37 protein-coding genes and 1 tRNA gene are annotated in these 26,288 nt (G+C 63.4%); 28 read left to right on the top strand and 10 right to left on the bottom strand.

Annotated features, from left to right (window positions below):
* The 4 genes from FVD38_RS20380 to FVD38_RS20360 all read left to right on the top strand — a co-directional run.
* On the top strand, positions 1-136 hold a 136-nt coding region (locus FVD38_RS20380), incomplete at its 5' end, for an EF-Tu C-terminal domain-related protein (RefSeq protein ID WP_502572596.1).
* Positions 137-326: 190 nt separating this feature from the next.
* The gene (rpsJ, locus tag FVD38_RS20375) at positions 327-641 is read left to right on the top strand and encodes a 30S ribosomal protein S10 (protein ID WP_136219921.1); all 315 of its coding nucleotides are present in this window, start codon (positions 327-329) and stop codon (positions 639-641) included.
* Between the two features lie 580 nt (positions 642-1,221).
* A complete protein-coding gene (locus FVD38_RS20365; protein WP_229493856.1) occupies positions 1,222-2,097 on the top strand; it encodes a hypothetical protein in 876 nt (291 codons plus the stop codon).
* A complete protein-coding gene (locus tag FVD38_RS20360; protein WP_147936479.1) occupies positions 2,094-2,678 on the top strand; it encodes a hypothetical protein in 585 nt (194 codons plus the stop codon). Before FVD38_RS20365 ends, FVD38_RS20360 begins: the two co-directional genes overlap by 4 nt.
* A gap of 20 nt (positions 2,679-2,698) precedes the next feature.
* Here the strand turns inward: FVD38_RS20360 and FVD38_RS20355 are convergent, their stop codons facing one another.
* From FVD38_RS20355 to FVD38_RS20325, 7 genes are all read right to left on the bottom strand, one after another.
* Entirely contained in the window at positions 2,699-4,021 is a 1,323-nt protein-coding gene (locus FVD38_RS20355) for a TerD family protein (protein WP_147936478.1), read from the bottom strand.
* Positions 4,018-4,932, bottom strand: a complete 915-nt coding sequence (locus FVD38_RS20350) for an HpcH/HpaI aldolase/citrate lyase family protein (RefSeq protein ID WP_123069925.1) — start codon at positions 4,930-4,932, stop codon at positions 4,018-4,020. Before FVD38_RS20350 ends, FVD38_RS20355 begins: the two co-directional genes overlap by 4 nt.
* A complete protein-coding gene (locus FVD38_RS20345) occupies positions 4,925-6,028 on the bottom strand; it encodes a cysteine protease StiP family protein (protein ID WP_147936477.1) in 1,104 nt (367 codons plus the stop codon). Before FVD38_RS20345 ends, FVD38_RS20350 begins: the two co-directional genes overlap by 8 nt.
* Positions 6,025-6,789 carry a hypothetical protein gene (locus FVD38_RS20340; RefSeq protein WP_147936476.1) on the bottom strand — a complete coding sequence of 255 codons (765 nt, stop codon included), beginning with the start codon at positions 6,787-6,789 and terminating at the stop codon, positions 6,025-6,027. Before FVD38_RS20340 ends, FVD38_RS20345 begins: the two co-directional genes overlap by 4 nt.
* Positions 6,767-7,954: a phosphoribosyltransferase domain-containing protein gene (locus FVD38_RS20335; protein WP_147936475.1), complete on the bottom strand. Its 1,188-nt coding sequence runs from the start codon at positions 7,952-7,954 to the stop codon at positions 6,767-6,769. The genes FVD38_RS20340 and FVD38_RS20335 overlap by 23 nt, the downstream gene beginning before the upstream one ends.
* A complete protein-coding gene (locus FVD38_RS20330; RefSeq protein WP_308617090.1) occupies positions 7,951-8,937 on the bottom strand; it encodes an ATP-grasp domain-containing protein in 987 nt (328 codons plus the stop codon). The genes FVD38_RS20335 and FVD38_RS20330 overlap by 4 nt, the downstream gene beginning before the upstream one ends.
* Before the next feature lie 132 nt (positions 8,938-9,069).
* On the bottom strand, positions 9,070-9,645 hold the full coding sequence (locus FVD38_RS20325; protein WP_123069930.1) for a TerD family protein: 576 nt from the start codon (positions 9,643-9,645) through the stop codon (positions 9,070-9,072).
* A gap of 289 nt (positions 9,646-9,934) precedes the next feature.
* Here FVD38_RS20325 and FVD38_RS20320 point away from each other — a divergent pair, with 289 nt between their 5' ends.
* On the top strand, positions 9,935-10,690 hold the full coding sequence (locus tag FVD38_RS20320; protein ID WP_147936473.1) for an SDR family NAD(P)-dependent oxidoreductase: 756 nt from the start codon (positions 9,935-9,937) through the stop codon (positions 10,688-10,690).
* A 56-nt stretch (positions 10,691-10,746) separates the two neighbouring features.
* On the top strand, positions 10,747-11,211 hold the full coding sequence (locus tag FVD38_RS20315) for a DUF2721 domain-containing protein (protein ID WP_147936472.1): 465 nt from the start codon (positions 10,747-10,749) through the stop codon (positions 11,209-11,211).
* A gap of 4 nt (positions 11,212-11,215) precedes the next feature.
* Here FVD38_RS20315 and FVD38_RS20310 read toward each other — a convergent pair whose 3' ends face one another.
* Positions 11,216-12,106, bottom strand: coding sequence for an AraC family transcriptional regulator (locus FVD38_RS20310; RefSeq protein WP_147936471.1), 891 nt, complete (start codon positions 12,104-12,106; stop codon positions 11,216-11,218).
* A gap of 180 nt (positions 12,107-12,286) precedes the next feature.
* Between FVD38_RS20310 and FVD38_RS20305 the strand changes: the two genes are divergently transcribed.
* Positions 12,287-13,000, top strand: a complete 714-nt coding sequence (locus FVD38_RS20305; RefSeq protein WP_147936470.1) for a type 1 glutamine amidotransferase domain-containing protein — start codon at positions 12,287-12,289, stop codon at positions 12,998-13,000.
* Positions 13,001-13,006: 6 nt separating this feature from the next.
* Here the strand turns inward: FVD38_RS20305 and FVD38_RS20300 are convergent, their stop codons facing one another.
* Positions 13,007-14,110, bottom strand: coding sequence for a mechanosensitive ion channel family protein (locus FVD38_RS20300; RefSeq protein ID WP_147936469.1), 1,104 nt, complete (start codon positions 14,108-14,110; stop codon positions 13,007-13,009).
* A 36-nt stretch (positions 14,111-14,146) separates the two neighbouring features.
* A complete protein-coding gene (gene ggpS, locus FVD38_RS20295) occupies positions 14,147-16,465 on the bottom strand; it encodes a glucosylglycerol-phosphate synthase (protein WP_147936468.1) in 2,319 nt (772 codons plus the stop codon).
* Positions 16,466-16,870: 405 nt separating this feature from the next.
* On the opposite strand from ggpS, the gene FVD38_RS20290 reads away from it, so the two are divergent.
* The 21 genes from FVD38_RS20290 to rplO all read left to right on the top strand — a co-directional run bounded on the left by FVD38_RS20290 (position 16,871) and on the right by rplO (position 26,288).
* Positions 16,871-16,947: transfer RNA gene (locus tag FVD38_RS20290), tRNA-Val, on the top strand.
* Positions 16,948-17,221: 274 nt separating this feature from the next.
* Complete coding sequence (rplC, locus tag FVD38_RS20285) at positions 17,222-17,878, top strand: 50S ribosomal protein L3 (protein WP_123069934.1); 657 nt, start codon at positions 17,222-17,224, stop codon at positions 17,876-17,878.
* Between the two features lie 2 nt (positions 17,879-17,880).
* Entirely contained in the window at positions 17,881-18,501 is a 621-nt protein-coding gene (gene rplD / locus FVD38_RS20280; RefSeq protein WP_123069935.1) for a 50S ribosomal protein L4, read from the top strand.
* Complete coding sequence (gene rplW / locus FVD38_RS20275) at positions 18,498-18,815, top strand: 50S ribosomal protein L23 (RefSeq protein ID WP_123069936.1); 318 nt, start codon at positions 18,498-18,500, stop codon at positions 18,813-18,815. The genes rplD and rplW overlap by 4 nt, the downstream gene beginning before the upstream one ends.
* On the top strand, positions 18,815-19,642 hold the full coding sequence (gene rplB, locus FVD38_RS20270; protein ID WP_147936467.1) for a 50S ribosomal protein L2: 828 nt from the start codon (positions 18,815-18,817) through the stop codon (positions 19,640-19,642). The genes rplW and rplB overlap by 1 nt, the downstream gene beginning before the upstream one ends.
* 9 nt (positions 19,643-19,651) lie before the next feature.
* On the top strand, positions 19,652-19,927 hold the full coding sequence (gene rpsS, locus FVD38_RS20265) for a 30S ribosomal protein S19 (protein ID WP_123069938.1): 276 nt from the start codon (positions 19,652-19,654) through the stop codon (positions 19,925-19,927).
* The gene (gene rplV / locus FVD38_RS20260) at positions 19,924-20,256 is read left to right on the top strand and encodes a 50S ribosomal protein L22 (RefSeq protein ID WP_170976705.1); all 333 of its coding nucleotides are present in this window, start codon (positions 19,924-19,926) and stop codon (positions 20,254-20,256) included. Before rpsS ends, rplV begins: the two co-directional genes overlap by 4 nt.
* Positions 20,257-20,267: 11 nt before the next feature.
* On the top strand, positions 20,268-21,095 hold the full coding sequence (gene rpsC, locus FVD38_RS20255) for a 30S ribosomal protein S3 (RefSeq protein WP_123069939.1): 828 nt from the start codon (positions 20,268-20,270) through the stop codon (positions 21,093-21,095).
* Positions 21,096-21,097: 2 nt separating this feature from the next.
* A complete protein-coding gene (gene rplP / locus FVD38_RS20250; RefSeq protein WP_005663456.1) occupies positions 21,098-21,517 on the top strand; it encodes a 50S ribosomal protein L16 in 420 nt (139 codons plus the stop codon).
* A gap of 12 nt (positions 21,518-21,529) precedes the next feature.
* A complete protein-coding gene (rpmC, locus tag FVD38_RS20245) occupies positions 21,530-21,721 on the top strand; it encodes a 50S ribosomal protein L29 (RefSeq protein WP_123069940.1) in 192 nt (63 codons plus the stop codon).
* Positions 21,718-21,993 (top strand): 30S ribosomal protein S17, encoded by a 276-nt coding sequence (gene rpsQ / locus FVD38_RS20240; protein WP_123069941.1) that lies wholly within the window; start codon positions 21,718-21,720, stop codon positions 21,991-21,993. Before rpmC ends, rpsQ begins: the two co-directional genes overlap by 4 nt.
* Positions 21,994-22,229: 236 nt before the next feature.
* Entirely contained in the window at positions 22,230-22,598 is a 369-nt protein-coding gene (rplN, locus tag FVD38_RS20235; RefSeq protein ID WP_005663451.1) for a 50S ribosomal protein L14, read from the top strand.
* A gap of 9 nt (positions 22,599-22,607) precedes the next feature.
* A complete protein-coding gene (rplX, locus tag FVD38_RS20230; RefSeq protein ID WP_091877211.1) occupies positions 22,608-22,922 on the top strand; it encodes a 50S ribosomal protein L24 in 315 nt (104 codons plus the stop codon).
* A gap of 6 nt (positions 22,923-22,928) precedes the next feature.
* Positions 22,929-23,468 (top strand): 50S ribosomal protein L5, encoded by a 540-nt coding sequence (rplE, locus tag FVD38_RS20225; RefSeq protein WP_123069942.1) that lies wholly within the window; start codon positions 22,929-22,931, stop codon positions 23,466-23,468.
* Between the two features lie 4 nt (positions 23,469-23,472).
* Positions 23,473-23,778 (top strand): 30S ribosomal protein S14, encoded by a 306-nt coding sequence (gene rpsN / locus FVD38_RS20220; protein WP_123069943.1) that lies wholly within the window; start codon positions 23,473-23,475, stop codon positions 23,776-23,778.
* A 14-nt stretch (positions 23,779-23,792) separates the two neighbouring features.
* Entirely contained in the window at positions 23,793-24,188 is a 396-nt protein-coding gene (rpsH, locus tag FVD38_RS20215) for a 30S ribosomal protein S8 (RefSeq protein WP_123069944.1), read from the top strand.
* Positions 24,189-24,198: 10 nt separating this feature from the next.
* The gene (gene rplF / locus FVD38_RS20210) at positions 24,199-24,732 is read left to right on the top strand and encodes a 50S ribosomal protein L6 (protein WP_147936466.1); all 534 of its coding nucleotides are present in this window, start codon (positions 24,199-24,201) and stop codon (positions 24,730-24,732) included.
* Positions 24,733-24,743: 11 nt separating this feature from the next.
* A complete protein-coding gene (gene rplR / locus FVD38_RS20205; protein WP_123069946.1) occupies positions 24,744-25,106 on the top strand; it encodes a 50S ribosomal protein L18 in 363 nt (120 codons plus the stop codon).
* Positions 25,107-25,118: 12 nt separating this feature from the next.
* Positions 25,119-25,637 carry a 30S ribosomal protein S5 gene (rpsE, locus tag FVD38_RS20200; protein ID WP_005663437.1) on the top strand — a complete coding sequence of 173 codons (519 nt, stop codon included), beginning with the start codon at positions 25,119-25,121 and terminating at the stop codon, positions 25,635-25,637.
* 11 nt (positions 25,638-25,648) lie between these two features.
* Positions 25,649-25,828 (top strand): 50S ribosomal protein L30, encoded by a 180-nt coding sequence (gene rpmD, locus FVD38_RS20195; protein WP_123069947.1) that lies wholly within the window; start codon positions 25,649-25,651, stop codon positions 25,826-25,828.
* A 28-nt stretch (positions 25,829-25,856) separates the two neighbouring features.
* On the top strand, positions 25,857-26,288 hold the full coding sequence (gene rplO / locus FVD38_RS20190; RefSeq protein WP_123069948.1) for a 50S ribosomal protein L15: 432 nt from the start codon (positions 25,857-25,859) through the stop codon (positions 26,286-26,288).

The following is a 26,288-nucleotide window of genomic DNA, read 5'->3' as shown; positions in this document are numbered from 1 at the left end:
GGTCATGCCAGGCGATAACGTCTCGATCACCGTCAAGCTGATCGCTCCGATCGCGATGGAAGAAGGTCTGCGCTTCGCAATCCGCGAAGGCGGCCGTACCGTCGGCGCCGGCGTTGTTGCAAAAATCCTGGCCTAATTCATCAGGCCGGGATCGCTGGATGGACTCCTCACGGAGTCTCTCCAGCACAACGATGGGGACAGACTTTTTGGTCTGTCCCCATCTGTTTGAGCGGGAACGATGCTATACTCCCGCCTCTTGAGCAGTACCGAAGTGTCTTGACCACATTGCCGGCAACAAGCCGGAACGTTCTTTTAAAGGAAATAGCATGTCCGCTAACCAGAAAATCCGTATTCGCCTCAAAGCATTCGACTACAAGCTGATCGACCAATCGGCTCTGGAAATCGTCGACACCGCCAAGCGTACCGGCGCCGTCGTCAAGGGCCCAGTCCCACTGCCAACCCGTATCCAGCGTTTCGACGTGCTGCGTTCGCCACACGTGAACAAGACCTCGCGCGACCAGTTCGAAATCCGTACGCACCAGCGTCTGATGGACATCGTGGACCCAACCGACAAGACCGTTGACGCACTGATGAAGCTGGACCTGCCAGCTGGCGTCGACGTCGAAATCAAGCTGCAGTAATATTTTTTCATCTGGCGGAGTCTTCCGCCGATGGACATGAGGCCGGTATCGCTTAGCGAGCCGGCCTTGTTTTTTATGCGCGAGAAGGCGTGTCGTCGGATGCAATCGTTTTTTACTTGTGGCATAGTTAAAGCATGAAAGCCTTGAAAAGCCAGCTCGCGTCGGAACTCCTTGCTGATCCGCAAGCTCGAGACCAGTTGCGCCAGTTCATGACCAGCAAACGAAGCCTCCCACAAACGGCACCTCAGGCTGCTGCAGGCGAGTTCAAGATTCGCCGTGACGACGGTCAGTCAGTTCGCGTTACTATCGTACCCAAGGCCGCATAAAGCCACGTTCTCATGAACGTCGCGTTGCCCGCGCTGATCGTTTTTTTCCTGCTCCTGCCGGGCTTCATCTTCCGCACCAATCTCAAGCGCGCAGAGCGTATATTCCGGGAGCCGGACTCATTTTAGTCATGCGAAACGCATGATCTCCTGCTTGGCATTCGCCAGCCGTTGTTCATATTCCTTGCGCATGCTGTAATCGAACGATTCATCCATCCGATCGTCGATTCATGCAGCCGTCTTCACTTGCTTCCATCTTGCGCACCACGTCCTGGCGCGATCTCGCCGGCTGGGGCCTCGCCGCTATATTCCTGGTTTCCATCGCCAAAGCACTCGCTCCAGATGCCGCCAAGCCTTTCCTGCGCAATGCCGGCTTGGCCTTGCCCCTGTTGCTGCTGATGGCGAAAGACATCGCCCACGCACCGGACGCCTGGCAGCGCCTGCGCAGCGCGCATGCCGCGCGGGCCCCGTGGCATGCGCGGGTAACGGCGCTGCTGCCGCCCGAACTGGTGGGGATGCTCCGGCTCGACCGGCTGCTGTGGATTGGCTGCTTCAGGCGCCTGCAGCGGCAACCCGCTGCCTGTGCGCTGCCGGAAGGCGTCGCACTGACCTACCTGGAACGCGGCGCCTATGGCACCGCCACCGCCGTCGTCTTCGTCAGCCTGCTGCTCGAGCTGCCGGTGCACGTCCTGCTGCTGAACCTGTTCGTCGAGGATGCCGGCACGCTGGCCCTGCTGCACGTCCTCGGCGCCGTCGCCGTGCTGTACACGCTGGCATGGGTATTGGGCGACCGCTGGCATATCGGGGTAGGGCGCCATGTCATGACCGACGATGCGCTCCATCTGCGCGTCGGCGCGCGCGTCGATGGCGTGCTGCCGTTGGCGGAAATCGCGCGCCTGGAGACGGTCGATGCGCCGCTGCCAGCCTGGCGCCGACGCCACGGCGTGGCGCGCCGCGACATGCTGCTGGTGACGCCGTTCGACCAGCCCAACTGTCTGCTGGTGCTCGAAGAAGATGCACGGGTCGACATCCTGCACTGGCAGGTGAAGAAGCGCCTGCCGCGTTACGTGTTCCTGTACCTTGACCGTCCCGAACTGCTGGCACAGCAGCTGCGCCGGCGGGTGGCGGCGTGAAACGGATCCCGTTGCCGCGGATCGGGCCTGGTGCGCTGATCCTCCTGGGCCACATGCTGCTCGCGTACGCCTTGCTGCAGCACGTCGGCGCACCGACGCGCGGTCCCGAACCGGCGCCGGCCAACTACATCGAGCTTGCCTTCATCGCGGCGCCAAGGATGCCAGTGCCCGCAGCAGCCGCTCCCGCCGCTGCCGCTGCCGCCGACCGTCGGCCGGCGGTCGCGCCACGCTCACCGGTACGACGTCCAGCGGTAACGGCGCCCGTCGAATCGGCGCTGGTGGCGGTGCCGGTCCTGGCCAGCGAAGAACACCACGCAGCCGAGGCGCCGGACGTGGCGCCGCAGCCGGGACGGGTAAATATGGAAGCATTGCGCGCGGCCGCGCGTCAGGCGGACAGCGAACGCGGTCCGGTCGCACTGGAACCGCTACGCGCCAGCGATGACAGCGCGCTGGCGCGTGCGGTGAGAAAGGCGAAGGTCCCGGATTGCCAGACCAAGTATGCCGGCGGCGAAAAGGCCAATATCCTGCTCCTGGTCCCTCTCGCCATCGACACCATCACCGGCAAGGGCTGCAACTGGTAGCAGCCCCGCCAGGTAGATACTTATTTACTGCCTGTCTTCCAGCGCATGCCAAAGCCGTAATGGCGGTCCATCAGCTCATGCGCGCTGGTCATGCCCTGTTGCTGGAAGTACTCGGCCAGCTTGGTGATCACCAGGTTGCCGCCGCGGTTCTCGATCAGCGCGATCGCGCACATGATCTGGCGGTCGCCGCCATCGAGTTTCACCTCGACCGGCGCCTGGCCCGGCGCCGTTACCGTCACCACGCCATTGGTCACGGCCCAGTTGGCCGCGCCTTCGTAGATGAAGGAGAAGATCACCGCGCGCTTGATCTGGTCGAAGCGCTCGCCATTGATGAACAGGTTCTCGCCATTGGCGGCGGCGCCGGTGCGGTCGTCGGCATCGAGCTGGATGAAAGGTTCGCGCTCGTAGTCGCCGAAGGTGTTGCCGAGTGCCTGCACCAGGCCGCGGCGGCCGTCGGCCAGTTCGTACATGCAGCCGAGATCGAGGTCGATGCCGCTGCGGCCCTTGCGCGCCGCGCCGGCCTTGTTGGCCATTTCACCGGCCTTGTTCGCGAGGTCGCCCGCCATGCTGGTGAGGCGGTCGAGGAACCCACCGCCGCGCGCGGCCGAGGATGGCGGCGGTGGCGAGGCAGGAGGCGGCGCGATCGCGGCCTGGTTCCAGTTCAGGTTGACGTGGATGCGGCCGTAGCCGCCGCCTGGGCGCTTGTCGAGCGACACCTTGTCGCCGCGTTTGTCGAGCGTGACCTTGGACAGTGACACCGTCCGTGCCGCGGGTGCTGGCACTGGCGCGGCCGCAGGAGCAGGTCTGGATGCGGGCGCGGGCGTCGAGGAACCGGCTTCGGTCCCGCCGAAGTTGGCCAGCAGCGCCGACAGGCCGCCATTGAAACCCTGGCCGACGGCGCCGAAGCGCCACAGGCCGTCGCGGCGATAGATCTCGGCCACGATCAGGGCCTTCTCGTCGCCGAAGTCGGCGCCCGACCATGGGAAGCGCACAGCGCTGCCCAGCGACAGGGCGCTGGCGCCCAGCGTGCGCATGGTGGCCGCGCCGTCGATCGCGGCCACGAACACGAGCTTCGCGATCGAGCTGGGCAGCAGGTCGAGATTCACCGCAAAACGCGCGCGACCGCCACCCAGGTCCAGGCGCACCGCGCCTTCCGGGCTGGCCAGCTGGTTGTAGAACACCATATAGCGGTCGTCCGACAGCTTGTCGTTGGCGTCCAGGCCAAAGCACGAGACGTCGACCGAGGCGCCGTTGGCGGCGATCTCGACGTCGACGTTGAAGACGTTGCCGGTGCCGAGGTCGGCCAGCTTGCCTTTCTGTCCCCGTCCAAATTGAGTAGTCATGAGGGTTCTCCTTCCAGGAATGGTTTGTGGCCCAGTTCGGCGCGCGAGCCGAACAGGCGGGATTGTTCGAGGGTGCGCTCGGCCCAGGCGCGGTGGGTGGCGACTTCCTGCATCGCGTCGTCCATGCGGAACACCGCCGGGCTCGAGGCGTCGAGGATGGCGCGCGCCACCGCCAGGTCTTGCGGCGTCACCTTGAAGTGCTGCTCGATCGCCGCGATCTGGGTCGGGTGGATCGCGGTCTTGCCGACCATGCCGTGGGCCAGGTCTTCGATCACTTCCTGGTCCAGCAGTTCGGGCAGGTCTAGGTATTCGAACACCGGCGCCGTCAGCATGAAGCCGTAGGGACGGAAGGTCGTCACCAGGCGCGAAATCACCGGGCCGAGCGGCGTGCGGTACAAGGTCATGCCGCGCGGGCGGCGCAGGCCGAGCAGGGCCAGCAGGTCGTTGCCGCCGATGCGCAGCGCCAGGATGCGGTGGCGCACGCCCGGCGCCTCCAGCGCGGCGCGCAGGCCTTGCATCTCGCCGTCGTCGAAGGCCTCGGCCGTCTCCAGCGTCGGCATCAAGACGTGTTCGGTGTGGCGCACCAGCTTGTAATAGCTGTCGAAATTGTGGCGCGTGATCTTGGGCAGCACGAAGCCGGTCAGCTTCTCGGCGCCCGGCATGGCCAGCACGCGCGCCAGCACTTCGGGATTGCGCACCCGCACGAAGCGGTCGGCCGCCACGTCCAGGCGCATGTTCGCCAGCACCACCGACAGGTTGAACAGCGACCAGGAGAGTTCCCGGTCGGCGATCGAATCCTCGGTGCAGAAGATCAGCGAGCGCGCGTGCGGCAGGCGATCGCCGTTGGCGATCGCGGTCAGGTTCTTGTGATTGGCCGGCACGTACAGCGACGCGCCCAGTGATTTAGCCATCCGATGCACTCCTGATCAGGGATACTGCGTGATAGGGAAGGTGCGGGTCGATCTCGACCGGCACCTGTTTTTCTTCGGCCAGCACGGCCAGGTGCGCCACCTCGGTGGCGCCTGGGTCGCGCAGCACGACCAGGCGCGGCACGCGGCGCAGCAGCACGCGCGTGGCTTCGCCGATGCCGGGCTTGACCAGGTTGACGTCGGCGACGCCGTAGCGCCGCATCGCCGCGCCGATATAGGTTTGGGAGCGCTCGCGCGCCGCCGCGGCGTCGATCGGTTCCGCGCGCGGCAGCGTGTCGGATTGCGCCAACGCCAGCGCCAGTCCCACCAGCTCGTCGGCGAACACCTGCGAGCGGTCCGCCTGCGCGAACTGCTCATAAAATACGCAGCCGTGGAAGTCGTCGGCGCGCATGTCCTCGCTCATGACGGTGCGGCTCACCAGGCCCGACACCGTGGCGTTGAGGATGCTCGACGGGATCAGGTAGTCGTCGCACGAGGCCGCGCAGGCGGCGGCGCCGGCCAGGTCGGACAGCACGTGCAGGCCGGGGTCGATATGGGTGCCGTGGCGCACGTTGAACACCTCGACCGAGCTGGCCAGCTCGCGCGCGATCACGCCCTTGCCGGTCCAGCCGTCGAGAAAGACGATGGAATCGGGCTGGTGCCCATGCGCCAGGATGTGGCGCAGGGCGGCGGCGTCGATGCCGCGGTCGCGCACGATCGACACCGAGTAGTGCACGGCGTCGCGTCCGAACAGCTCGCGCAGCAGGCGGGCGACCACCACGCCGACCGGGGTGCCGGCGCGCGCCAGCGACACCAGCGCCAGCCGGTGCAGCGGGCGCGCGGCGATCAGGCGGGCAAGGCGCAGGCAGTCGCGCGCCATGCGCGCATTGTTGGCGCGGCAGGCCTCGTCGAACAGCCGCATATAGCGTTCGGACGGCATCGACTCGGGCGACAGCATCTGGCTGTAGTGGCGCCGGCCGCTCTGGATCAGCGCCTCCTTCTCGGCGACGTCGACGAAGCCTTCCTGCGGCAGGCGGCGCAGCAGGAAGCTGACCTCGCCCTTGCGGTAGCTGCCGGAGAAGTCTTCCCAGCCGCTCACAGCGCCCCCACGGTGATGCCGGCGAGCTGGGTGCCGCGCGGGATGATGGCGTAGTCGCAGGCGGCCATGAAGCGCGCGTCCGAGCGGCTGTCGCCCATGCCGAAGGTGACGATCTCGCCGTGTTCTTCCTTCAGACGCGCGGTGATGTGGGCCACCGCGTTGGCCTTGTTCAGCGCCTTCGGCAAGATGGCCAGGTTGTTGCCGTTGCGGTGGATGAAGTAGTCGCGGTCGCCGTCGGCGATCCAGGGCCGCACCACGTGTTCCTCGAGCGGCGCCAGGCGCTCGGCCTGTTTGTCAGGATCCTTCACCACCAAAAAGAACGGGGTGCCGAAATCCTCGATCATGCGCGCGCGGCCGCCATAGCCGGTGCGTGCGCCATGGTTGTCGATGTGGGCGGCCAGCGCCAAGAGGCCGGGCAGGGCGGCGTGCATGGCCGTGCGCATGCCGTCCAGCCAGGGCTGGTCGAGCGCGCCGCCCGGCTCGAGCACCACGCCGCCGTAATTGATGACGGCGTAGCTGTCGAACGGCAGGGTCACGCGGCGCAGGCCGTCGAGGTCGCGCGCGGTGGTCGGGATCATCGTCATCCCGTCCTGCAGCAGGGCCAGGAAGGAGCGCTGGGCCGGCGTCGTGTACGAGCAGATGCTGCCGTCCTTGTAATAGGCGGCCGGCGCCAAAGCGTCCGGGATGTCCCGGTGCGCGCCGCATTTGCCGAAGGTCTGGAACAGTGTGTCGTCCAGGTCAGCGAACAGGAACTTCTTCAACGTGGTCCTCGGACTGGAAGTGGAACAGGCGCGCATTGAGCTGGCCGGCGAGCTGGAACAGCGCGGGGCCGGACGCGGTCTCGTGGCAGGCCAGCACGTGGTCGTACTGGCCGGGCGCGACGTTGTACAGGTAATTGGCAATGCCTTCGCCGTAGTTGTCGGGGAAGGTCAAGGCATGGTCCACCGCGCCCCAGGTGAGGATCGGCGAGCGCGTGGTCGACTGCACCACCACGTCGACGCCCTGGCGCTGCAGGGCGGCGCCGAACAGGGTCGAGACGTGCATGAATTCACCGGTGCCCAGCACCAGCACCCGGCTGCCGGGGGCGAATTCACGCGCCAGGCGCGCCGCCAGCTGCTCCGGCGCCCGCAATGCCCGCGCCGTGCCGAGGCGGCCGAAGGCGGCGCTGGCGCCGCGGTCGGCGTCTTCTTCATAGCGCTGCGCCACGCCCTGGTCGGGCGGCAAGGGGCCTTGCGCGAAGCTGAATTCGCCCTCGACCAGCGCGCCGCAGGTGGTCGGCATGCCGAAGCGGGTGTCCAGCAGCCCGGTCGCGGCGCGGCCCATGAAATTGGTGATGGTGGCCAGGTGTACCCGCTCCAGGCCTGGATTCAGGCGACGGCAGGCAGCGGCCAGGTTGACGAAGGTATTGCCGGTGCTGGCCTCGTCGTCGACCAGCACCAGGGTGCGCGCGGCCAGCAGCAGAGCGTGCAGCTCGGGATCGACCGGCGTGTGCAGGAACTGGCGCGGTGCATGGCTGTGCGCTTCCTCGAATTCGATCAGCGGGCCGTCGCCGACCCGGTAGCGGGTGGTGTGCAGGAACAGCGCCTGCTGGCCCGGATGGGCGCGCAGCCAGGCTTCGAACACGCCCTGGCCCAGCCCGATCGCGGTCTCCGCCATGGCGATGAACACCACCGGGCCTTGCACCGCGCCTTTGAACTGCGGCACGGTCGCGGCCAGGCGCTCGTGCACCATCAGCATGTCGATCGGCTGCGCCGGCCAATGCTTGCCCAGCACCTTGCTGAGGAACAGGAAGCCGCGCTTGGCGTTGGCGCGCGCGGCAAAGCCGAGCAGGGCGTCGAGTTCGGATGCGCCGCTGTCGATGCGCAGGTCGAGCGTTCCTGTCGGGAGCTCGATACGCTGGACCGGCGTCGGGAGCGGCGCGTTCATGCCAGCTCCGTCGCGACGCTGACTTCGGCCACCCGCATGCCGTGGCGCGGCGCGGGGATCTCGAGACCCTCATAGCCTTCGGCAAAGCCGCGCAGCGCGATATACGGGAGGTTGGGGCCGGCCAGGCAGGCCATGCCGATTCCACCCGACATGCGCGGATTGATCTCCAGCAGGCGCGGTCGTCCGCCGCCTTCGCGGAACTGGGCGTTGAACACGCCATTCAACTGGTAGTCGGCGCACAGGCGCGTCGTTGCATCCAGGATGTCCTGGCGCATATCGATCAGCTGGCCGCTGCCGGCTTGCGGCAGCTTGCGGCGCACCACGGCCGCCACCAGGCGTCCATGGTCGCCCACGCAGTCGACGCTGTATTCGGGGCCGTCCAGGAATTCCATCAGCAGCATGGTGTTGAAGGAGTCCAGTTCGCCCAGCCCGCGGCGCAGGTCCTGGTAGCCGATATGGTATTCGACGCCTTTCATCAGGAGCGCGGCGCTGCTGCGTTCTTCGTCGATGATGGCGAAGCCAAGGCCATAGATGCCATGCGCCGGCTTGACGCACAGCTTCGCATGCTGCGGGCGCAGTTCGGCATAGGCGGTGTCGAACTGCTCCAGGGTCTCGAAGGGGCAAAAGGCCGCCACCGGCGCATCCGGCAGCACCGTCGCGGCATAGAAATCGGCCTTGTCGTGGATGCGTTTCAGTTGCGCCGGCGGGGCGGCGCTGAGCACGCGGGTGCCGACGTCATCGAAGCGCGCATGTTCGGCGGCCAGCACGGTGGCTTCGCGGCCCGGCACGAAGATGTCGATTTTTTGGTCGCGGCAGAACGTGAGGCACCAGTCGACGTAGGCGTCGCCTTTCAGGCCGGTGGGCTCGACGTGGAATTCATGGGCCAGGCGCGCGGCCGGCGCATGGCGGTTGGCGTTGCTGTGGACGATGGTGAAACGGCCTTCGGTATCGGCCTCGCGGATCAGCTTGATCGCCGCATTCACGGACGAAAACGTCCTGTTGTACCAGACGCGCATGTGGGCTCTCTTGATGGGTGATCGGCCACTGGCGTGGCGTTGCAGGGTCCGCGCCGGGCGGCGCGGACCGTCAGGGAAGGGAAGCTCCCTGTGTGATTCTTAGACGTTGACGCCGAACGAGCGTGCCAGCGGACCGAGGCCGCCCTTGAAGCCCTGGCCGACGGCACGGAACTTCCATTCGCTGCCGGCGCGGTACAGCTCACCGAAGATCATCGCGGTTTCGGTCGAGCTGTCCTCGGACAGGTCGTAGCGCGCGATCTCGGCTTCGCCGGCGGCGTTCAGGCAGCGGATATAGGCCTTGCCCACCTGGCCGAAGTTCTGGCGGCGCGCATCGGCGTCGTGGATGGTGACGCAGAACGAGACCTTGTCGATGTCGGCCGGCACGCGCGCCAGGTCGATCGTCAGCTTTTCGTCGTCGCCATCGCCCTGGCCGTCGGTGTTGTCGCCGGCGTGGGTCACCGAGCCGTCGGTCGATTTCAGGTTGTTGTAGAAGATGAAGTCGGTATCGCCACGTACCTTGGCGTCGGTCTTGAGCATGAAAGCGCTACCGTCCAGGTCGAAGGCGGAACCGTCGGTCGAGCGTGGATCCCAGCCCAGGCCGATGATGACCTTGGTCAGGCCCGGTGCTTCCTTGCTCAGGTTGACGTTGCCGCCTTTTTGCAGACTGATTGCCATGCGAACTCCTTTTTCCGTTGAGGGATGAGATGGACGGCGATGTAGCTGTCGCCATCGGGATTGCATCCGCCAATATAGGCGGTAATTGATCAATTGTACATGGGGCTGGGGCGCGCGAATTTCAACATTTTTCATAGGGGGATGTACGTACTTACGCTCAGCCCAAACCATGGAATGTCACATTTGAGGATTTGGAGGATCAGGCAAAAACGAACCAGCTTCCGGCAACGGGAGAGCATGCGCCAACCCGATACTGGGTGCTCTTCCACTTCACCTGAAGGAGCACACCATGAACAAGATCGCACTCGTCACCGGCGCCAGCCGCGGCCTGGGCCGCAACACCGCGCTGCACATCGCGAAGAAGGGCGGCGACGTCATCGTCACCTATCAAAGCCGGGAACAGGAAGCCCAGGCCGTGGTCGACCAGATCCGCGCCATGGGCCGCCAGGCGCTGGCGCTGCGGCTCGACGTCGGCGACGTCGCGGGCTTTCCACTGTTCGTCGAACACCTGCGCGCCGCGCTGGGGCAGACCTGGGGCCGCGACAGTTTCGACCACCTGGTCAACAACGCCGGCCATGGCGACGCGGCGCTGATCGAGGATACCACCCAGGCCCAGTTCGACCGCCTGGTGGACGTCCACTTCAAGGGCGTGTTCTTCCTGACCCAGGCGCTGCTGCCGCTGCTGGCCGACGGCGGGCGCATCGTCAACCTGTCGACCGGGCTGACGCGCGTGTCCTATCCGGGATTCGGCGCCTATGCGGCGGTCAAGGGGGCGGTCGAGATCCTGAGCGTCTACCTGGCGCGGGAGCTGGGAAGCCGCGGCATTGCGGTCAATACGGTGGCGCCGGGCGCGATCGAGACCGATTTCCTGGGCGGCGCGGTGCGCGACACGCCGGACATGAACGCCGCCTTCGCCGGCATGATCGCCCTCGGCCGGGTCGGCGTGCCGGACGATATCGGCCCCATGATCGCCAGCCTGCTGGGCGAGGACAATCGCTGGATCACCGGCCAGCGCATCGAGGTCTCGGGCGGCCAGGTCATCTGAATGCCGGGCCGGGGCGCCCGCCCCGGCCGCTCATTACACGACGCGAGAAGACTGCCATGACCCCCGACAATCCTTTCCTGCCCCTGTCCTTTATCGCCGGGCCCGCGATCCTGACCAATGCCTGCGCCATCATGCAGAACGGCGCCGCCATCCGCTACAGCCTGGCGATCACCCATCTGCGCGAATTCCGCGCCTCGCTGGCGGCCGGCGATGACCGGTTCGCGCAGCTGTATGCCGACACCGCGCTGGCGGCGCAGCTGGTTGAGCGCAGGATCGCGCTGCTGCTCGGTGGCCTTAACCTGCTGTATGCGACGGTCGGCCTGTTCGGGCTGACCACCTTTGCCGCGCTGCTCGGCGCCTTCATCGCGGCGGGCCACCCCGGCTGGGGCGAGGCGGCGGCCCGGGTCATGGTCGGCGCCGGCGGCGTGGGCCTGTGCCTGCTGGTGGCCGCCATCGCCGCCTTCATGCGCGAGAGCGCGCTGGGCACGGCCCTGATGCGCCTGCACCGGCGCTTCGAGTAGGGGCTCAGGCCGCGGCGTGCAGCCGGGCCTGGGCTGTGACTTCGCGCACCGGGGGCATGCCGAACATGCGCCCGTATTCGCGCGTAAATTGCTGCACGCTCTCGTAGCCGACCGCATGGGCGGCATTGCTCGCATTCTTGCCTTCGGCCAGCATCAGGCGCCGCGCCTCGATCAGGCGCAGCTGCTTCTGGAATTGCAGCGGCGTGAGCGAGGTCACGGCGCGGAAGTGCTGGTGGAAGGACGAGGGACTCATGCCGGCCAGCGCCGCCAGCTGCTCCACCGGCATGCGCTGGGCATAGTTGGTGCGCAACAGAGCCACCGCGCGCGCGATGCGCCGCACCTGGCTGTCCGGCAGCCCCAGGCGCCGGATCGCGGCGCCGTGGCGTCCGGCCAGCAGCCAGTAATGAAATTCCCTGATCAATGCCCCTTTCAGCACCGGAATCGATGCGGGCCGCTCGAGCATGCGCATCAGGCGCAGCGTGACGTCCGCGAGCTGGTCCTCGGTGGGCTCGATGCGCACCGGCGCCTCGTCGCCCGCTTCCACCACCGCGATTTCCGTCATCAGGTCGGCGATGACTTCGGGCGACAGGTCCAGTGCCAGCGCACAGTAAGGCACGGCGGCACTGGCTTGCGTGATCTGGCTGACGGTCGGGACGTCGGCCATGATCAGCAGCGAATCGCCGGCATTGAAGGTGAACGACTGGCTGCCCATCGTCACGTGCTTGCTGCCCTGCAGTACCAGGCAGGCGAGGGGGCGCGGGATCTGGTAACTCAGCTCGGTGCGGCCGGTCGAATAGATCGTGATCAGGCCGGGAATGGGCGTGCGGGCAATGCCGCCGGCATCGGCATTGTCTTGCGCATGGCGCAGCACGGCGTCGAGAAGTTGGGTGTCCATGCCACCAATAGTAGCGCCGCTTGCCGCGCTTGAAAACGCGCCTGGAGGATTGGGCAAAGATTGTCGAGTTTCCGGTAACGGCAGGATGGCTGGCGGCGCGAAGATGGCTTCACCGGCGCGGCAGGCACAAAAGGCGGCGCCACCCACCCTGTAGTTTCACCGACAACGAGGAGCCTGAGCATGAACACCACCGACACCATCCTGATCGTCCTCTCGGCCGCCGATCACTGGACCCGCACCGATGGCAGCAAGTATGAAACCGGCTACTGGGCCGAGGAGTTCGTCGTCATCCACGAGAAATTCGTGCAGGCCGGCTACCGGGTCGACCTGGCCACGCCGGGAGGCGTCGAGCCGACCGCCGACTGGCGCAGCCTCGACGTCCAGTATGGCGGAGAAGAAGCGCCGCGCTACGCCGCCTACCTGGACGGCATCGCCGATATCCTGGCGCGTCCGCTGGTGCTGGCCGACGTCGATGTGTCAAGGTATGTGGCGGTGGTGATCCCGGGCGGCCACGGCCCGGCCGAAGACCTGTACCGCGACGCCGACATGGCGCGCGTGCTGTTCGAGGCCGAACGCAGCGGCAAGGTGATCGGCTCGGTATGCCACGGTCCGGCGGCGCTGCTCAGCGCCGTCAGGGAAGACGGCAGCTGGCTGTTTGCCGGCCGCCGGGTCACCGGTTTCAGCGATGAGGAAGAAATCGCCTTCGGCACCGCCGAGAACGCGCCCTGGCTGCTGGCCTCGCGGATGCGCGAACTGGGCGGGCTGTATGAGCACGGCGCCGAGGATTGGAAGCCGTTCGCGATCACCGATGGCAAGCTGGTCACCGGCCAGAATCCGGCATCCAGCGCGCTGACCGCGGACGGGGTGTTGGCAGTCCTGGCCAGGACCGCCTGACGGAACTTACGTGGCCTTGGCGTCGTCCTCGCCGGTCCACGCAGCCTGTTCCACCGGCTGTTCGGCCTGCGCCGGCCCGCGGGCCAGGTGCACTGTCTGCATCGGCAGCGCCAGCGAAACCCCGCGCGCTTCGAGCCCGGCGAGGATTGCCAGGTAGATCTCCTGCTGCGTCGTCATATAGACGGCATAGTCCGTGTTGTCGACGTAGTAGACCGTCTCGTAATTGAAGCTGGGGGCGGCGATGCTGTTCAGGTGGGCACGGTCGAATCGCACCTGCGGCTGGGCGCTGACGATTTCCTTGATCATCTCCGACAGTTCGCGCAGCACTGGCGCCGGCGTCTGATGCGATACCGCGAACTGGAACACGACGCGGCGCGACTCCATGCGGCGCAGGTTCTGGACGCGGCTGGTGAGCAGGTCGTTGTTCGAGAACACGATCTGCTCGCCGGAGAGGCTGCGCACCCGGGTGGTTTTCAGGCCGATCTTTTCCACCGTCCCCAGCATGGTGCCGACGATGATGAAGTCGCCCACCACGAACGGCTTGTCGAGCACGATCGAGAGCGAGGCAAACAGGTCGCCCAGGATGCTCTGCACCGCCAGCGCAATGGCGATGCCGCCGATCCCCAGGCTGGCCACCAGGGTGGTGATGTTGACACCCAGGTTGTCCAGCACCATCAGCGCCACCACCGCCCACAGCAGTACCCGCACCAGGAAGGTGATCGCGGCCGAGGAGGTGATGCGGTCCGGGTCTTCGCTGCGCTCGGCGCGCTTGGCCTTGAGCCAGGTGCGCAACGCGTGATCGCCCCAGATCGCCACCTGGAACAGCACCGCCGTGATGGCGATGCGGCCAATGAACAGCTGCGCCTTGTCGGACAGCGTCAGGAAGCTGGCGCCGGCGTAGATGCCGACGATGACCAGCACCAGCAGCTTGGTCGAGCGCAGCGCAGCCACCGCGATATCGTCCCATTTGGCCTCGGTGCTTGCCGCGAGCACGGCCAGGCGCCGCGCCAGGATCGATTTGATGGCGTCGAGTCCGGCCGCGACAGCGGCCACCACGACGAGCGCGACCAGCCAGTCGGCGACCGGATTCTTCAGGATGAGGTATTCCATCACTGTCGTATTTCCCTTTCAATCAACGTTCAAGATTCAGGCGGCGGAGCGTTCGTCCGCCGTCTCGTCGGCGCCGGATGCCGGCAGCGCCGCCAGCGCGGCCAGGAAGTCGTCGCCCCAGCGCGCCACGTCGCGGTCGTTCACGATCGCCGCCATGCGTCCGGAGCGGTAGGCCACTTCGTCGGCGCCCATGGTCAGCGCGTGGTACAGGGTCGCGCTCATCGCGTTCCTGTCGTATGGGTTGACCAGCAGCGCGCCGTGCAGCTCGACGGCGGCGCCGGCGAATTCGGACAGCACCAGCGTGCCCGGACGGCCGGCGGCATGGCGGGTGGCCACGTATTCCTTCGCCACCAGGTTCAGGCCGTCGCGCAGCGGCGTGATCCAGGCGACGTCGCAGGCGGCGTAATGGGCCACCACGTCCTCGAACGGCAGCGAGCGGTAGAAGTAGCGTACCGGCACCCAGCCCAGGGTCGAGAAGCGGCCGTTGATGCGGCCGACCACGCGATCGAGTTCCTCGCGCAGGCTGTCATAGATCTCCATGCCCGACGCCGCCGGCGTGATGATGTTGATCAGCATGACCTTACCCAGCAGCTCGGGATGCTGTTCGAGCATGCGCTCATATGCTTGCAGCTTCTCCAGCGAGCCTTTCACGTAGTCGAGGCGCTCGATCGAGATGATGCCGGTGCGGCCATCCAGGTACTCGTCCCATTCGGTGATCTGGCGCCCGACGTCGTCGCTCTTGACCAGGTCTGCGATCAGGCCGGCGTTGGTACCCACCGGATGGGCGCCCAGCGTGACCCGGCGTCCACCGACTTCGAGCGCGGTGTGCATGCGGTCGACCCCGAGCGCGCAGCCGAAGGTCAGGTAGCGCGGCGCGCACGGCACGGCGTCCAGCACCTCGACCGGCGCGCAGGAGCGGGCGGCGTCGACGAAGTTCTCGACATAGCGCGGGATGTGGAAGCCCACGTAGTCGCACTGCAGCAGGCTGCCGATGATGTCGTTCCGCCATGGCAGGATGTTGAATACGTCGGAAGACGGGAAGGCGGTGTGGTGGAAGAAGGCGATCGTCAGGTCAGGGCGCAGCGGGCGCAGGAAGGCCGGCACCATCCACAGGTTGTAGTCGTGGATCCAGGCGGTGGCGCCGGGCGCCGCTTCGCGCGCGGTCTGTTCGGCGAACAGGCGGTTCACCTCCAAAAAGCGTTCCCAGTGGTCCTGGCGGAATTCGGCTTTATCGGGAAAGGAGAAGATGATCGGCCAGAACGCCTCTTTCGAGAACTTCTTGTAGAACTGGTCGATGTCGTCCGCCGTCAGGGGAATCCGGGCCGCCTTGAGCTGCGGGTAGCGCTGCGCATCGACGGCGACGTGCGGGATGAAATCGGCCGGCGTCCGGCTGGCCTGCTGCGACCAGGCGACCCACGAGCCCTTGCGGCCGCCGGCGAAAAAGCTGAGCAGGGTCGGCATGATGCCGTTCGGGCTTTTCGGGCGGCGCTGGTACGTCACGCCGCCTTCCACCACTTCGTCATACGGCAGGCGGTGATAGACCATGACCAGCTCGGCCTCGCCGTAGGATGTCGCGTCATGCGCCGCGGCGTCGCCGTCCAGGCGCAGGCCGTGGCGGTCGAAGGCCTGCAGAATGCCGCCGCAGCCGGCGGCGTCGGCTACCACCACGCGCGGCATCTTGCGCACCGCCTGCACCAGCGCCGGTTCGGCGGCGCCGACCACCACGCCGCGGAAACCCGCCTCGAACATCGACAGGTCGTTCAGGGTGTCGCCCGCCACCACGATATGGGCCGGATCGAAGCCGGCCACTTCCGCCAGGCGGCGCACCGCGACGCCCTTGCCGACGCCGCGCGGCAGCACGTCCAGGTAGCGGCCGGCCGAGAACAGCAGGTCGCAGTCGAGGGCGTCGACGGCAGCGCGCAGCGCGGGCGTGATGGCATCCTCGGTGGCGTAGAAGGAGACCCGGCGTTCCTGCGGCACCGACTGGCGCACCAGCTCCGGAAAGTCGGCCAGCGCTTTCAGTACCGCCTGGCTGCCCGGCCAGCGCGCCGCGATCTCGTGTGCCAGCGGTTCGACCGGCCGCAGGTCGGCGTCGACGATGGTGGCGCCGACGTCGGCGATGATGTAGTGGGGACGCGGCACCGTGGGGTCGGACAGCAGGGGAATGACGGTTTCCAGGCCGCGGCCGGTGACGAACACCAGCTTCGCCTCAGGCAGGGCGCCGGAAAACAGTTCGCGGATGCGGCGCCGCGCCTCGTGGGTGCCGGCCAGCAGCGTACCGTCGAGGTCAGTGGCCAGGACCAGGCGTGAGGGATCGAGCTGGCGCGGCCAGTGGCGGGTTTCAATGACAGTCATTCTTGTTCATCCTTTGCAGCGATGCGTCCGCCCAATAGCCAGGGGTTGGGAGGCGGACCGGGTCTGGGCCCACGATGCTCGCCGGGGAGGCGCGCGGGCCGGAGAAAGGCGGGACAGGGACCGGCGCTCTCTTGTAGTTGAATGCGCGATCGACACGTCGGGAACCGCCAGGCGGAGGAGGGAGGGCAGCGCCGGCATGGTTGCCGGAATCACGTGCGCCAGGTGCGCGCGACACGGCCCTCCCTCGAAAAACATTTGTACAATAGCATTTCACGCCGGCATCTTCAACCCGCGATTTCCTTGGGCGAAGCGGACGCGGCCGTTCTCCGCGCGGCAGGGAATTGACGAGCACACGAAAAAAGCTATTGCAAAACTTTAAGCCGGGCACTTATAATTCGGCTCCCCGGGCGGTTAGTTCAGCTGGTTAGAATACTTGGTCGACATCCAAGGGGTCGCAGGTTCGAATCCTGCACCGCCCACCAGACTTCCAGATCGCAGGCTCCCAGCAATGGTCGTAGCCTGTAGAGAAAAGACACAGCGGTGTGTCTTTTCTGTGCCACTCAGCTAGAGTGGATTCTTCTTTCTCCAGATACTGCGAAAAGCGCAACAGGCCGGATTCGACTCCGATTTTTCCTGTTGCGCCGAAGCCTTTTGCGCGTTATACTAGCCGGCTTCGGTATGGGTGCCTCTTTTATTGCCCATATTATTTAGTAGTTCAACTACCCCCGCCCAATCGTAGGTGGGAATGGAGAAAAAATGAGCTTGGGCCTTCTCGGTCGCAAGGTTGGCATGATGCGTATCTTCACGGATGACGGCGATTCGATCCCTGTCACTGTGCTGGATGTGTCGAACAACCGTGTCGCACAAATCAAAACCCCTGAAACTGATGGCTACACCGCAGTTCAGGTCGTCTACGGCCAACGTCGCGCTTCGCGCGTGACCAAAGCTGCTGCCGGTCACTACGCCAAAGCTGGCGTCGAAGCCGGTACGATGCTGAAAGAATTCCGCATCGATTCCACCAAAGCCGCCGAACTCAAAGCTGGTGATGTCATCGCCGCTTCGCTGTTCGAAGTGGGCCAGAAAATCGACGTGCAAGGCACCTCGATCGGTAAGGGCTACGCCGGTACCATCAAGCGTCACAACTTCGCCTCGGGTCGTCAGACCCACGGTAACTCGCGTTCGCACAACGTTCCTGGCTCGATCGGTATGGCCCAGGATCCAGGCCGCGTGTTCCCAGGCAAACGCATGACCGGTCACATGGGCGACGTTACCGTCACCACGCAGAACCTGGAAGTGGCTCGCATCGACACCGAACGTCAGCTGCTGCTGATCAAGGGTGCCGTTCCTGGCGCGAAGAACGGCCAAGTGGTCGTCAAGCCAGCTGTCAAAACCAAAGCCAAGAAAGGAGCGTAAGCATGGAACTGAAGCTCCTGAATGAGCAAGGTCAAGCTGGCGCCAACGTTGCAGCAACCGACGAAGTGTTCGGTCGTGAATACAACGAAGCCCTGATCCACCAGATCGTCGTCGCCTACGCTGCCAACGCACGTAGCGGCAACCGCAAGCAGAAGGACCGTGAAGAAGTCCACCACACGACCAAGAAGCCATGGCGCCAAAAAGGTACCGGCCGCGCTCGTGCTGGTATGTCGTCGTCGCCTCTGTGGCGCGGCGGTGGTCGTATCTTCCCGAACACCCCGGACGAGAACTTCTCGCACAAAGTTAACAAGAAGATGTTCCGTGCAGGTATCTGCTCGATCTTCTCGCAACTGGCTCGCGAAGGCCGCCTGAACGTGGTCGAAAACCTGTCGATCGAAGCTCCAAAGACCAAGCTGCTGTCGCAAAAACTGCAGACCATGGGCCTGGAATCGGTTCTGGTGATCACCGACACCATCGATGAGAACCTCGACCTGGCATCGCGCAACCTGCCGCACGTGCTGGTCGTCGAGCCGAAGCACGCTGATCCGATGTCGCTGGTGTTCTACAAAAAAGTCCTGGTCACGAAAGCTGCTCTGGCCAAGATCGAGGAGATGTACGCATGAGCGCCGCAATCAAATTCAGCGAAGAGCGCCTGATGAAGGTGCTGCTGGCTCCGATCATTTCCGAGAAGGCTACCTTCGTTGCGGAAAAGAACGAGCAGATCGTGTTCAAGGTCCTGCCTGACGCGACCAAGCCAGAAATCAAGGCTGCCGTCGAGATGCTGTTCAAGGTCGAAGTGGAATCGGTGCAAACCGTGAACCGCGAAGGCAAGCAAAAGCGTTCGGGCCGTTTCACCGGCCGTCGCAACCACACCAAGCGTGCTTTCGTGTGCCTGAAGCCAGGCCAGGAAATCAATTTTGTCGAGGAGGCTAAATAATGGCACTCGTAAAGATGAAGCCAACCTCCCCAGGCCGTCGCGGCATGGTGAAAGTTGTGACCGAAGGCCTGTACAAAGGTCGTCCGCTCGCAGCCCTGGTTGAAAAGAAATCGAAAACTGCCGGCCGTAACAACAACGGTCACATCACCACCCGTCACAAGGGCGGTGGCCACAAGCAGCACTACCGTCTGGTCGACTTCAAGCGCCAGAAGGACGGCATTCCTGCCAAGGTCGAGCGTATTGAATACGACCCGAACCGTACCGCGCACATCGCACTGCTGTGCTACGCGGACGGCGAGCGTCAGTACATCATCGCCACCAAAGGCATGGCTGTCGGCGACGCGATCATGAACGGCGCGGAAGCTCCGATCAAGGCCGGTAACTGCCTGCCAATCCGCAACATCCCGGTCGGTACCGTGATGAACTGCGTCGAAATGCTGCCAGGTAAGGGTGCCCAGATGGCCCGTACCGCCGGCGCCGGCGTCGTGCTGATGGCCCGTGAAGGCACCTACGCCCAGGTTCGCCTGCGTTCGGGTGAAGTCCGTCGCGTGCACATCGAGTGCCGCGCTACCGTTGGCGAAGTCGGCAATGCCGAACACAGCCTGCGCAAGATCGGTAAGGCTGGCGCGATGCGCTGGCGCGGTGTTCGTCCTACCGTCCGCGGTGTGGTCATGAACCCGGTCGATCACCCGCACGGTGGTGGTGAAGGTAAAACTGCAGCCGGTCGTCACCCAGTGTCGCCATGGGGCCAGCAGACCAAGGGCAAGCGTACGCGTTCGAACAAGCGTACGTCGTCGATGATCGTTTCGCGCCGCGGCAAGAAATAAGGATAAAAAATGACTCGTTCATTGAAAAAAGGGCCGTTCATTGACGCCCACCTGGTGAAAAAAGTCGAGACCGCGCAAGCGACCAAAGACAAAAAGCCAGTCAAAACCTGGTCGCGCCGCTCGACGATCTCGCCAGACTTCATCGGTCTGACGATCGCTGTCCACAATGGCAAAGTGCACGTGCCTGTGTACGTGTCGGAGAACATGGTCGGCCACAAGCTCGGCGAATTCGCGCTGACCCGTACGTTCAAGGGCCACGCCGCTGACAAGAAGGCGAAACGATAATGGAAACTAAAGCAATCCTCAAAGGCGTACGCCTTTCGGAACAAAAAGGCCGTCTGGTCGCCGATCTGATTCGTGGCAAGAAAGTTGACGCAGCACTCAACATTCTGCAATTCAGCCCGAAAAAAGGCGCGACCATCATCAAGAAGGTTCTCGAGTCGGCTATCGCCAACGCGGAACACAACGATGGCGCCGACATCGACGAACTGAAAGTGGTTCAGATCTATGTCGAAAAGGGCCCGATCCTCAAGCGCTTTACTGCACGTGCAAAAGGCCGCGGCGATCGCATTTCCAAACAATCCTGTCACGTTTACGTGACTGTCGGTAACTAAGGAGTCATACGATGGGTCAGAAAATCCACCCAACCGGCTTCCGCCTGGCGGTCACCCGTAACTGGGCGTCGCGTTGGTATGCTGGTAACGGCAACTTCGCTTCGATGCTGCAGGAAGACCTGGAAGCGCGCGCTTTCCTGAAAAAGAAGCTGAAGAACGCTTCGGTCGGCCGTATCGTCATCGAGCGTCCTGCCAAGAACGCACGCTTCACCATTTACTCGTCGCGTCCTGGTGTCGTGATCGGTAAAAAAGGCGAAGACATCGAAGTGCTGAAAACGTCGCTGGCGAAGATCATGGGCGTGCCCGTGCACGTCAACATCGAAGAGATCCGCAAGCCAGAGATCGATTCGCAGCTGATCGCCGACTCGATCTCGCAGCAGCTCGAAAAGCGCATCATGTTCCGTCGCGCCATGAAGCGCGCAATGCAAAATGCAATGCGCCTGGGCGCCGTCGGCATCAAGATCATGTCGTCGGGCCGCCTGAACGGCATCGAAATCGCACGTACCGAATGGTACCGCGAAGGCCGTGTGCCACTGCACACCCTGCGCGCCGATATCGACTACGGCACCAGCGAAGCATCGACCACCTACGGCATCATCGGCGTCAAGGTCTGGGTCTACAAGGGCGACCGTTCGGTCACCGGCGAAGCACCAGTCATCGACACCCCGCCAGATGAGAAGAAGCCACGCGGCCCACGTCGTGACGACGGCAAGCCATCGCGCGGTCCACGTCCAGCCGGCGGTGCACGTCCAGCTGCCGCGCCAACCGTGCGCGCTCGCCCAGCTGTCAAGCTGGCGACCCCGGCTGCCGCTGCACCCGCTGAGAAAGCAGGAGAATAAGCATGCTGCAACCATCGCGCAGGAAGTATCGTAAAGAGCAGAAAGGCCGTAACACCGGCATTTCGCACACCCGCGGCACCGCGGTCTCGTTCGGTGAATTCGGTCTGAAGGCAGTTGCCCGCGGCCGTATCACCGCACGCCAGATCGAAGCGGCACGTCGCGCCATGACCCGTCACATCAAGCGTGGCGGTCGTATCTGGATCCGTATCTTCCCGGACAAGCCGATTTCGAACAAGCCGGCCGAAGTCCGTATGGGTAACGGTAAGGGTAATCCAGAGTACTACGTCGCTGAAATCCAGCCAGGCAAAGTCCTGTACGAGATGGACGGCGTCGCAGAAGAACTGGCGCGCGAAGCGTTCCGCCTGGCCGCTGCCAAACTGCCACTGGCTACCACTTTCGTGGTTCGCCAAGTCGGCCAATAACAGGAGTTGAATATGAAAGCATCGGAACTCCGCGGCAAAGACCAGGAAGCGCTGCAGAAGGAGCTGAACGAGCTGCTCAAGGCCCAATTCGGTCTGCGCATGCAAGTCGCCACCCAGCAGCTCGGTAACACTTCGCAGCTGAAAAAAGTACGTCGCGATATCGCGCGTGTGAAGACTGTGATGAACACGAAGGAAGCCAAATGACCGACACCACCATCAAAACGGCGCTGAAGCGTACGCTGGTCGGCAAAGTCGTGTCCGATAAAATGGACAAGACGGTTACCGTCCTGATCGAACGTCACGTCAAGCACCCGCTGTACGGCAAGATCATCGTGCGCTCGAACAAGTATCACGCGCACGACGAAGCGAACGAAGCGAAAATCGGTGACACCGTCGAGATCGCAGAAGGTCGTCCGATCTCGAAGACGAAAGCGTGGACTGTGACCAAAGTGTTGCAAGTCGCACAGGTACTGTAAGTACCCATAAAATTTGTCTTGCGTGGCCCGCTGGTATCTGAGATACTAGCGGGCTTCGTTCATGTGTTGCCGCAGTTATCCCCCGCGGTACAGCGGCCTGTAACGAAAGTGTTTTTGGAAAGTCCATCACCCAAACATGGGGCTCCAGCAGGGGCGTCATGGCGGGACCAAGACTGACCGCAGGCCCACGGTTCTCCGTGGGGTTTTCTACGGCTTAAGTTGGGAAAGAAACTACTATGATTCAAACCGAAAGCCGGCTCGAAGTAGCCGACAACACCGGTGCCAAGGAAGTTCTGTGCATCAAGGTGTTGGGCGGCTCGAAGCGCCGTTACGCGAGCATTGGCGACATCATCAAGGTCACCGTTAAAGTCGCAGCCCCACGTGGCCGCGTCAAAAAGGGTGAAATTTACAATGCCGTGGTTGTGCGTACCGCCAAAGGTGTGCGCCGCCAGGATGGTTCCCTGGTCAAGTTCGACGGCAATGCCGCTGTCCTGCTGAACGCCAAGCTGGAGCCAATCGGTACCCGTATCTTCGGACCAGTCACGCGCGAACTGCGCACTGAAAAGTTCATGAAGATCGTGTCGCTGGCACCTGAAGTTCTGTAAGGATTCGACATGGATAAGATTCGTAAAAACGACGAAGTCATCGTTCTGGCCGGTAAGGACAAGGGCAAGCGTGGCGTCGTTCAGAAGCGTGTAGACGCTGAACACGTCATCGTCGAAGGCGTCAACGTCGCTAAAAAAGCGACCAAGCCTAACCCGATGACCGGTGTTACTGGTGGTATCGTCGACAAGACCATGCCGATTCACGTGTCGAACGTCGCGCTGTTCAACGCAGCGACCGGCAAGGCAGATCGCGTTGGCTTCAAAGACCAGGACGGCAAAAAAGTCCGCGTCTTCAAGTCGAGCGGCGAAGTAGTGAAAGGGTAAGAAGAAATGGCCCGTCTCCAAGCAATTTATAAAGAAAAAGTCGTCGCCGAGCTGACCGAGAAATTCGGTTACAAATCGGTGATGGAAGTGCCACGCCTGACCAAGATCACCCTGAACATGGGTCTGTCGGAAGCAGTCGCTGACAAGAAGATCATCGAGCACGCTACTGGCGACCTGACCAAGATCGCCGGCCAGAAGCCAGTGATCACCAAGGCACGCAAGGCAATCGCTGGTTTCAAGATCCGCGAAGGCTACCCGATCGGCACGATGGTGACCCTGCGCGGCGCCCGCATGTACGAATTCCTGGACCGTTTCATCACCGTGGCCCTGCCGCGCGTGCGTGACTTCCGCGGTGTCAATGGTAAATCGTTCGATGGTCGCGGCAACTACAACATCGGTGTCAAAGAGCAGATCATCTTCCCAGAGATCGACTACGACAAGATCGATGCACTGCGCGGCATGAACATCTCGATCACCACGACTGCTAAGACCGACGAAGAAGCCAAAGCGCTGCTCGCCGCCTTCAAATTCCCGTTCAGGAACTAAGAGCATGGCAAAACTTGCACTGATTAACCGCGAACAGAAGCGTGCAGACCTGGTGGAGAAATTCGCCCCGAAGCGTGCCGCTCTGAAAGCAATCATCGACGACCAGTCGAAGTCGGAAGAAGAACGTTACGAAGCGCGCCTGAAGCTGCAAGCGCTGCCGCGTAACTCGGCACCGACCCGTCAGCGTAACCGCTGCGCCATCACTGGCCGTCCACGTGGCACTTTCCGTAAATTCGGTCTGGCACGTACCAAACTCCGCGAATTCGCCATGAAGGGCGAAATTCCGGGTATGACCAAAGCAAGCTGGTAATAGGAGAATATGCAATGAGTATGAGCGATCCTATCGCCGATATGCTGACCCGCATTCGCAACGCACAAGTCGTCCAGAAAACCACGGTCGCAATGCCGTCGTCGAAAGTCAAGGTTGCCATTGCCAACGTCCTGAAGGACGAGGGTTACATTGAAGATTTCGCAGTGTCGTCGGCTGACGGCAAATCGGAACTGAAAATCGGTTTGAAGTATTACACTGGCCGTCCGGTCATCGAGCGCCTCGAGCGCGTGTCCCGTCCAGGCCTGCGTATCTACAAGGGCAAAGACGAGATCCCAACCGTCATGAACGGCCTGGGCGTGGCAATCGTGTCGACTCCGCAAGGCGTCATGACTGATCGCAAAGCACGCGCTACCGGTGTCGGTGGCGAAGTGATTTGCTACGTGGCTTAAGGAGTAGACGATGTCTCGAGTAGCTAAGATGCCAATCGCCGTCCCTGCCGGTACCGAAGTCGCGATCAACGCGTCGTCGATCACCGTCAAGGGCCCGCTGGGCACCCTGACCCAAGCCCTGAACGGCCTGGTCAAAGTAGAAAACAACAATGGCACGCTGACCTTCGACGTGATCGACGATTCGCGTGAATCGAACGCCATGTCGGGCACCCTGCGCGCCCTGGTCAACAACATGGTTACCGGTGTCACCAAGGGTTTCGAGCGCAAGCTGAACCTGGTGGGCGTGGGCTACAAGGCAGCAGTGCAGGGCAACGCCCTGAACCTGTCGCTGGGCTTCTCGCACCCGGTCCTGCACGCGATGCCTGAAGGCGTCACCGCAGCGACCCCGACCCCGACCGAGATCCTGATCAAGGGTATCGATCGTCAAAAGGTCGGCCAGGTCGCCGCTGAAGTGCGCGCTTACCGCTCCCCTGAGCCTTACAAGGGCAAGGGCGTCCGTTATTCGGACGAAGTGGTCAAGCTTAAAGAAACCAAGAAGAAATAATCGGAGCAGACATGGACAAGAAACAATCCCGTCTGCGTCGTGGCCGTCAGACCCGCATCAAGATTGCCCAGCTGGGCGTGAACCGTCTGTCGGTTCACCGCACCAACCTGCACATCTACGCAAACCTGATCAGCCCGGACGCAAAAGTACTGGTGTCGGCTTCGACCCTGGAAGCGGAAGTGCGCGCCGAACTGGCTGGCCAGACCGGCGCCGGCGGCAACGCTGCAGCAGCTGCCCTGGTTGGCAAGCGCGTCGCAGAGAAAGCACTGAAAGCAGGAATCACCGAAGTTGCGTTCGATCGCTCGGGTTTCCGTTACCACGGTCGGGTGAAGGCGCTGGCGGAAGCCGCGCGTGAAGCCGGTCTGAAGTTCTAAGGAAGAATCGTCATGGCAAAAATGCAAGCGAAAATGGCAAGCGACAAGCCGGATGATGGCATGCGCGAAAAAATGATCGCGATCAACCGCGTGACCAAAGTGGTCAAGGGTGGTCGTATCATGGGTTTTGCAGCGCTGACCGTTGTCGGTGACGGCGATGGCCGCATCGGCATGGGCAAAGGCAAGTCGAAGGAAGTTCCAGTCGGCGTGCAAAAAGCGATGGAAGAAGCCCGCCGCAACCTGATCAAGGTGCCACTCAAGAACGGTACCCTGCATCACACCGTGTCCGGTCGTCACGGCGCCTCGCGCGTCATGATGATGCCAGCGAAACCTGGTACCGGCGTGATCGCTGGTGGCGCAATGCGCGCTATCTTCGAAGTGATGGGCGTGACCGACGTGGTCGCCAAGTCGACCGGTTCGTCGAATCCTTACAACCTGGTGCGCGCAACTCTCGACGGTCTGTCGAAGATGAGCACCGCGGCTGACATCGCTGCCAAGCGCGGCAAGTCGGTCGAAGACATCGTCGGTTAAGGGGAAATAACATGGCAAACACCGTTAAAGTTCAGCTCGTCAAGGGCCTGATCGGTACCCGTCAAGACCACCGTGCCACCGTGCGCGGCCTGGGCCTGCGTCGCGTCAACTCGGTCTCCGAGCTGCAAGACACCCCATCCGTGCGTGGCATGATCAACAAAGTCTCGTACCTCGTGAAAGTTGTTTCGTAAGCCTTCGGGCTTGTGAACGGAGAAATCAATGGAACTCAATACCATTCAACCAGCTGACGGCGCCAAGCACTACAAGCGTCGCGTTGGTCGCGGCATTGGCTCCGGTCTGGGCAAGACTGCCGGCCGTGGTCACAAGGGTCAGAAATCGCGTTCGGGCGGCTTCCACAAAGTCGGCTTCGAAGGCGGTCAGATGCCTCTGCAGCGCCGTCTGCCGAAGCGTGGCTTCAAATCGCTGAACGCGACCTTCAAGGCTGAAGTTCGTCTGTCCGACCTGAACAACCTGGCTGTCGGCGATGTCGACATCATGGTGCTCAAGCAGGCAGGCATCCTGTCGGTCCTGGCACGCGACGTGCGCGTCATCCTGTCCGGCGAGATCACCAAAGCGGTGAACCTCAAGGGCCTGAAAGCGACCGCTGGCGCGAAAGCAGCGATCGAAGCAGCTGGCGGCTCGGTCGCGTAA

Source organism: Massilia arenae (assembly GCF_008014745.1).
Taxonomy (GTDB): Bacteria; Pseudomonadota; Gammaproteobacteria; order Burkholderiales; family Burkholderiaceae_D; genus Telluria; species Telluria arenae.
Note: the sequence above shows the minus strand (reverse complement) of the source record. Positions and strands in the feature narration are given on the sequence as shown.

Coding starts and splice junctions, on each gene's coding strand:
- rpsJ (WP_136219921.1), top strand. CDS start 327: ATGTCCGCTAACCAGAAAATCCGTATTCGCCTCAAAGCATTCGACTAC.
- FVD38_RS20355 (WP_147936478.1), bottom strand. CDS start 4,021: ATGACTACTCAATTTGGACGGGGACAGAAAGGCAAGCTGGCCGACCTC.
- FVD38_RS20350 (WP_123069925.1), bottom strand. CDS start 4,932: ATGGCTAAATCACTGGGCGCGTCGCTGTACGTGCCGGCCAATCACAAG.
- FVD38_RS20335 (WP_147936475.1), bottom strand. CDS start 7,954: ATGAACGCGCCGCTCCCGACGCCGGTCCAGCGTATCGAGCTCCCGACA.
- FVD38_RS20325 (WP_123069930.1), bottom strand. CDS start 9,645: ATGGCAATCAGTCTGCAAAAAGGCGGCAACGTCAACCTGAGCAAGGAA.
- FVD38_RS20320 (WP_147936473.1), top strand. CDS start 9,935: ATGAACAAGATCGCACTCGTCACCGGCGCCAGCCGCGGCCTGGGCCGC.
- FVD38_RS20315 (WP_147936472.1), top strand. CDS start 10,747: ATGACCCCCGACAATCCTTTCCTGCCCCTGTCCTTTATCGCCGGGCCC.
- FVD38_RS20310 (WP_147936471.1), bottom strand. CDS start 12,106: ATGGACACCCAACTTCTCGACGCCGTGCTGCGCCATGCGCAAGACAAT.
- FVD38_RS20305 (WP_147936470.1), top strand. CDS start 12,287: ATGAACACCACCGACACCATCCTGATCGTCCTCTCGGCCGCCGATCAC.
- FVD38_RS20300 (WP_147936469.1), bottom strand. CDS start 14,110: ATGGAATACCTCATCCTGAAGAATCCGGTCGCCGACTGGCTGGTCGCG.
- ggpS (WP_147936468.1), bottom strand. CDS start 16,465: ATGACTGTCATTGAAACCCGCCACTGGCCGCGCCAGCTCGATCCCTCA.
- rplC (WP_123069934.1), top strand. CDS start 17,222: ATGAGCTTGGGCCTTCTCGGTCGCAAGGTTGGCATGATGCGTATCTTC.
- rplD (WP_123069935.1), top strand. CDS start 17,881: ATGGAACTGAAGCTCCTGAATGAGCAAGGTCAAGCTGGCGCCAACGTT.
- rplW (WP_123069936.1), top strand. CDS start 18,498: ATGAGCGCCGCAATCAAATTCAGCGAAGAGCGCCTGATGAAGGTGCTG.
- rplB (WP_147936467.1), top strand. CDS start 18,815: ATGGCACTCGTAAAGATGAAGCCAACCTCCCCAGGCCGTCGCGGCATG.
- rpsS (WP_123069938.1), top strand. CDS start 19,652: ATGACTCGTTCATTGAAAAAAGGGCCGTTCATTGACGCCCACCTGGTG.
- rpsC (WP_123069939.1), top strand. CDS start 20,268: ATGGGTCAGAAAATCCACCCAACCGGCTTCCGCCTGGCGGTCACCCGT.
- rplP (WP_005663456.1), top strand. CDS start 21,098: ATGCTGCAACCATCGCGCAGGAAGTATCGTAAAGAGCAGAAAGGCCGT.
- rpmC (WP_123069940.1), top strand. CDS start 21,530: ATGAAAGCATCGGAACTCCGCGGCAAAGACCAGGAAGCGCTGCAGAAG.
- rpsQ (WP_123069941.1), top strand. CDS start 21,718: ATGACCGACACCACCATCAAAACGGCGCTGAAGCGTACGCTGGTCGGC.
- rplN (WP_005663451.1), top strand. CDS start 22,230: ATGATTCAAACCGAAAGCCGGCTCGAAGTAGCCGACAACACCGGTGCC.
- rplX (WP_091877211.1), top strand. CDS start 22,608: ATGGATAAGATTCGTAAAAACGACGAAGTCATCGTTCTGGCCGGTAAG.
- rplE (WP_123069942.1), top strand. CDS start 22,929: ATGGCCCGTCTCCAAGCAATTTATAAAGAAAAAGTCGTCGCCGAGCTG.
- rpsN (WP_123069943.1), top strand. CDS start 23,473: ATGGCAAAACTTGCACTGATTAACCGCGAACAGAAGCGTGCAGACCTG.
- rpsH (WP_123069944.1), top strand. CDS start 23,793: ATGAGTATGAGCGATCCTATCGCCGATATGCTGACCCGCATTCGCAAC.
- rplF (WP_147936466.1), top strand. CDS start 24,199: ATGTCTCGAGTAGCTAAGATGCCAATCGCCGTCCCTGCCGGTACCGAA.
- rplR (WP_123069946.1), top strand. CDS start 24,744: ATGGACAAGAAACAATCCCGTCTGCGTCGTGGCCGTCAGACCCGCATC.
- rpsE (WP_005663437.1), top strand. CDS start 25,119: ATGGCAAAAATGCAAGCGAAAATGGCAAGCGACAAGCCGGATGATGGC.
- rpmD (WP_123069947.1), top strand. CDS start 25,649: ATGGCAAACACCGTTAAAGTTCAGCTCGTCAAGGGCCTGATCGGTACC.
- rplO (WP_123069948.1), top strand. CDS start 25,857: ATGGAACTCAATACCATTCAACCAGCTGACGGCGCCAAGCACTACAAG.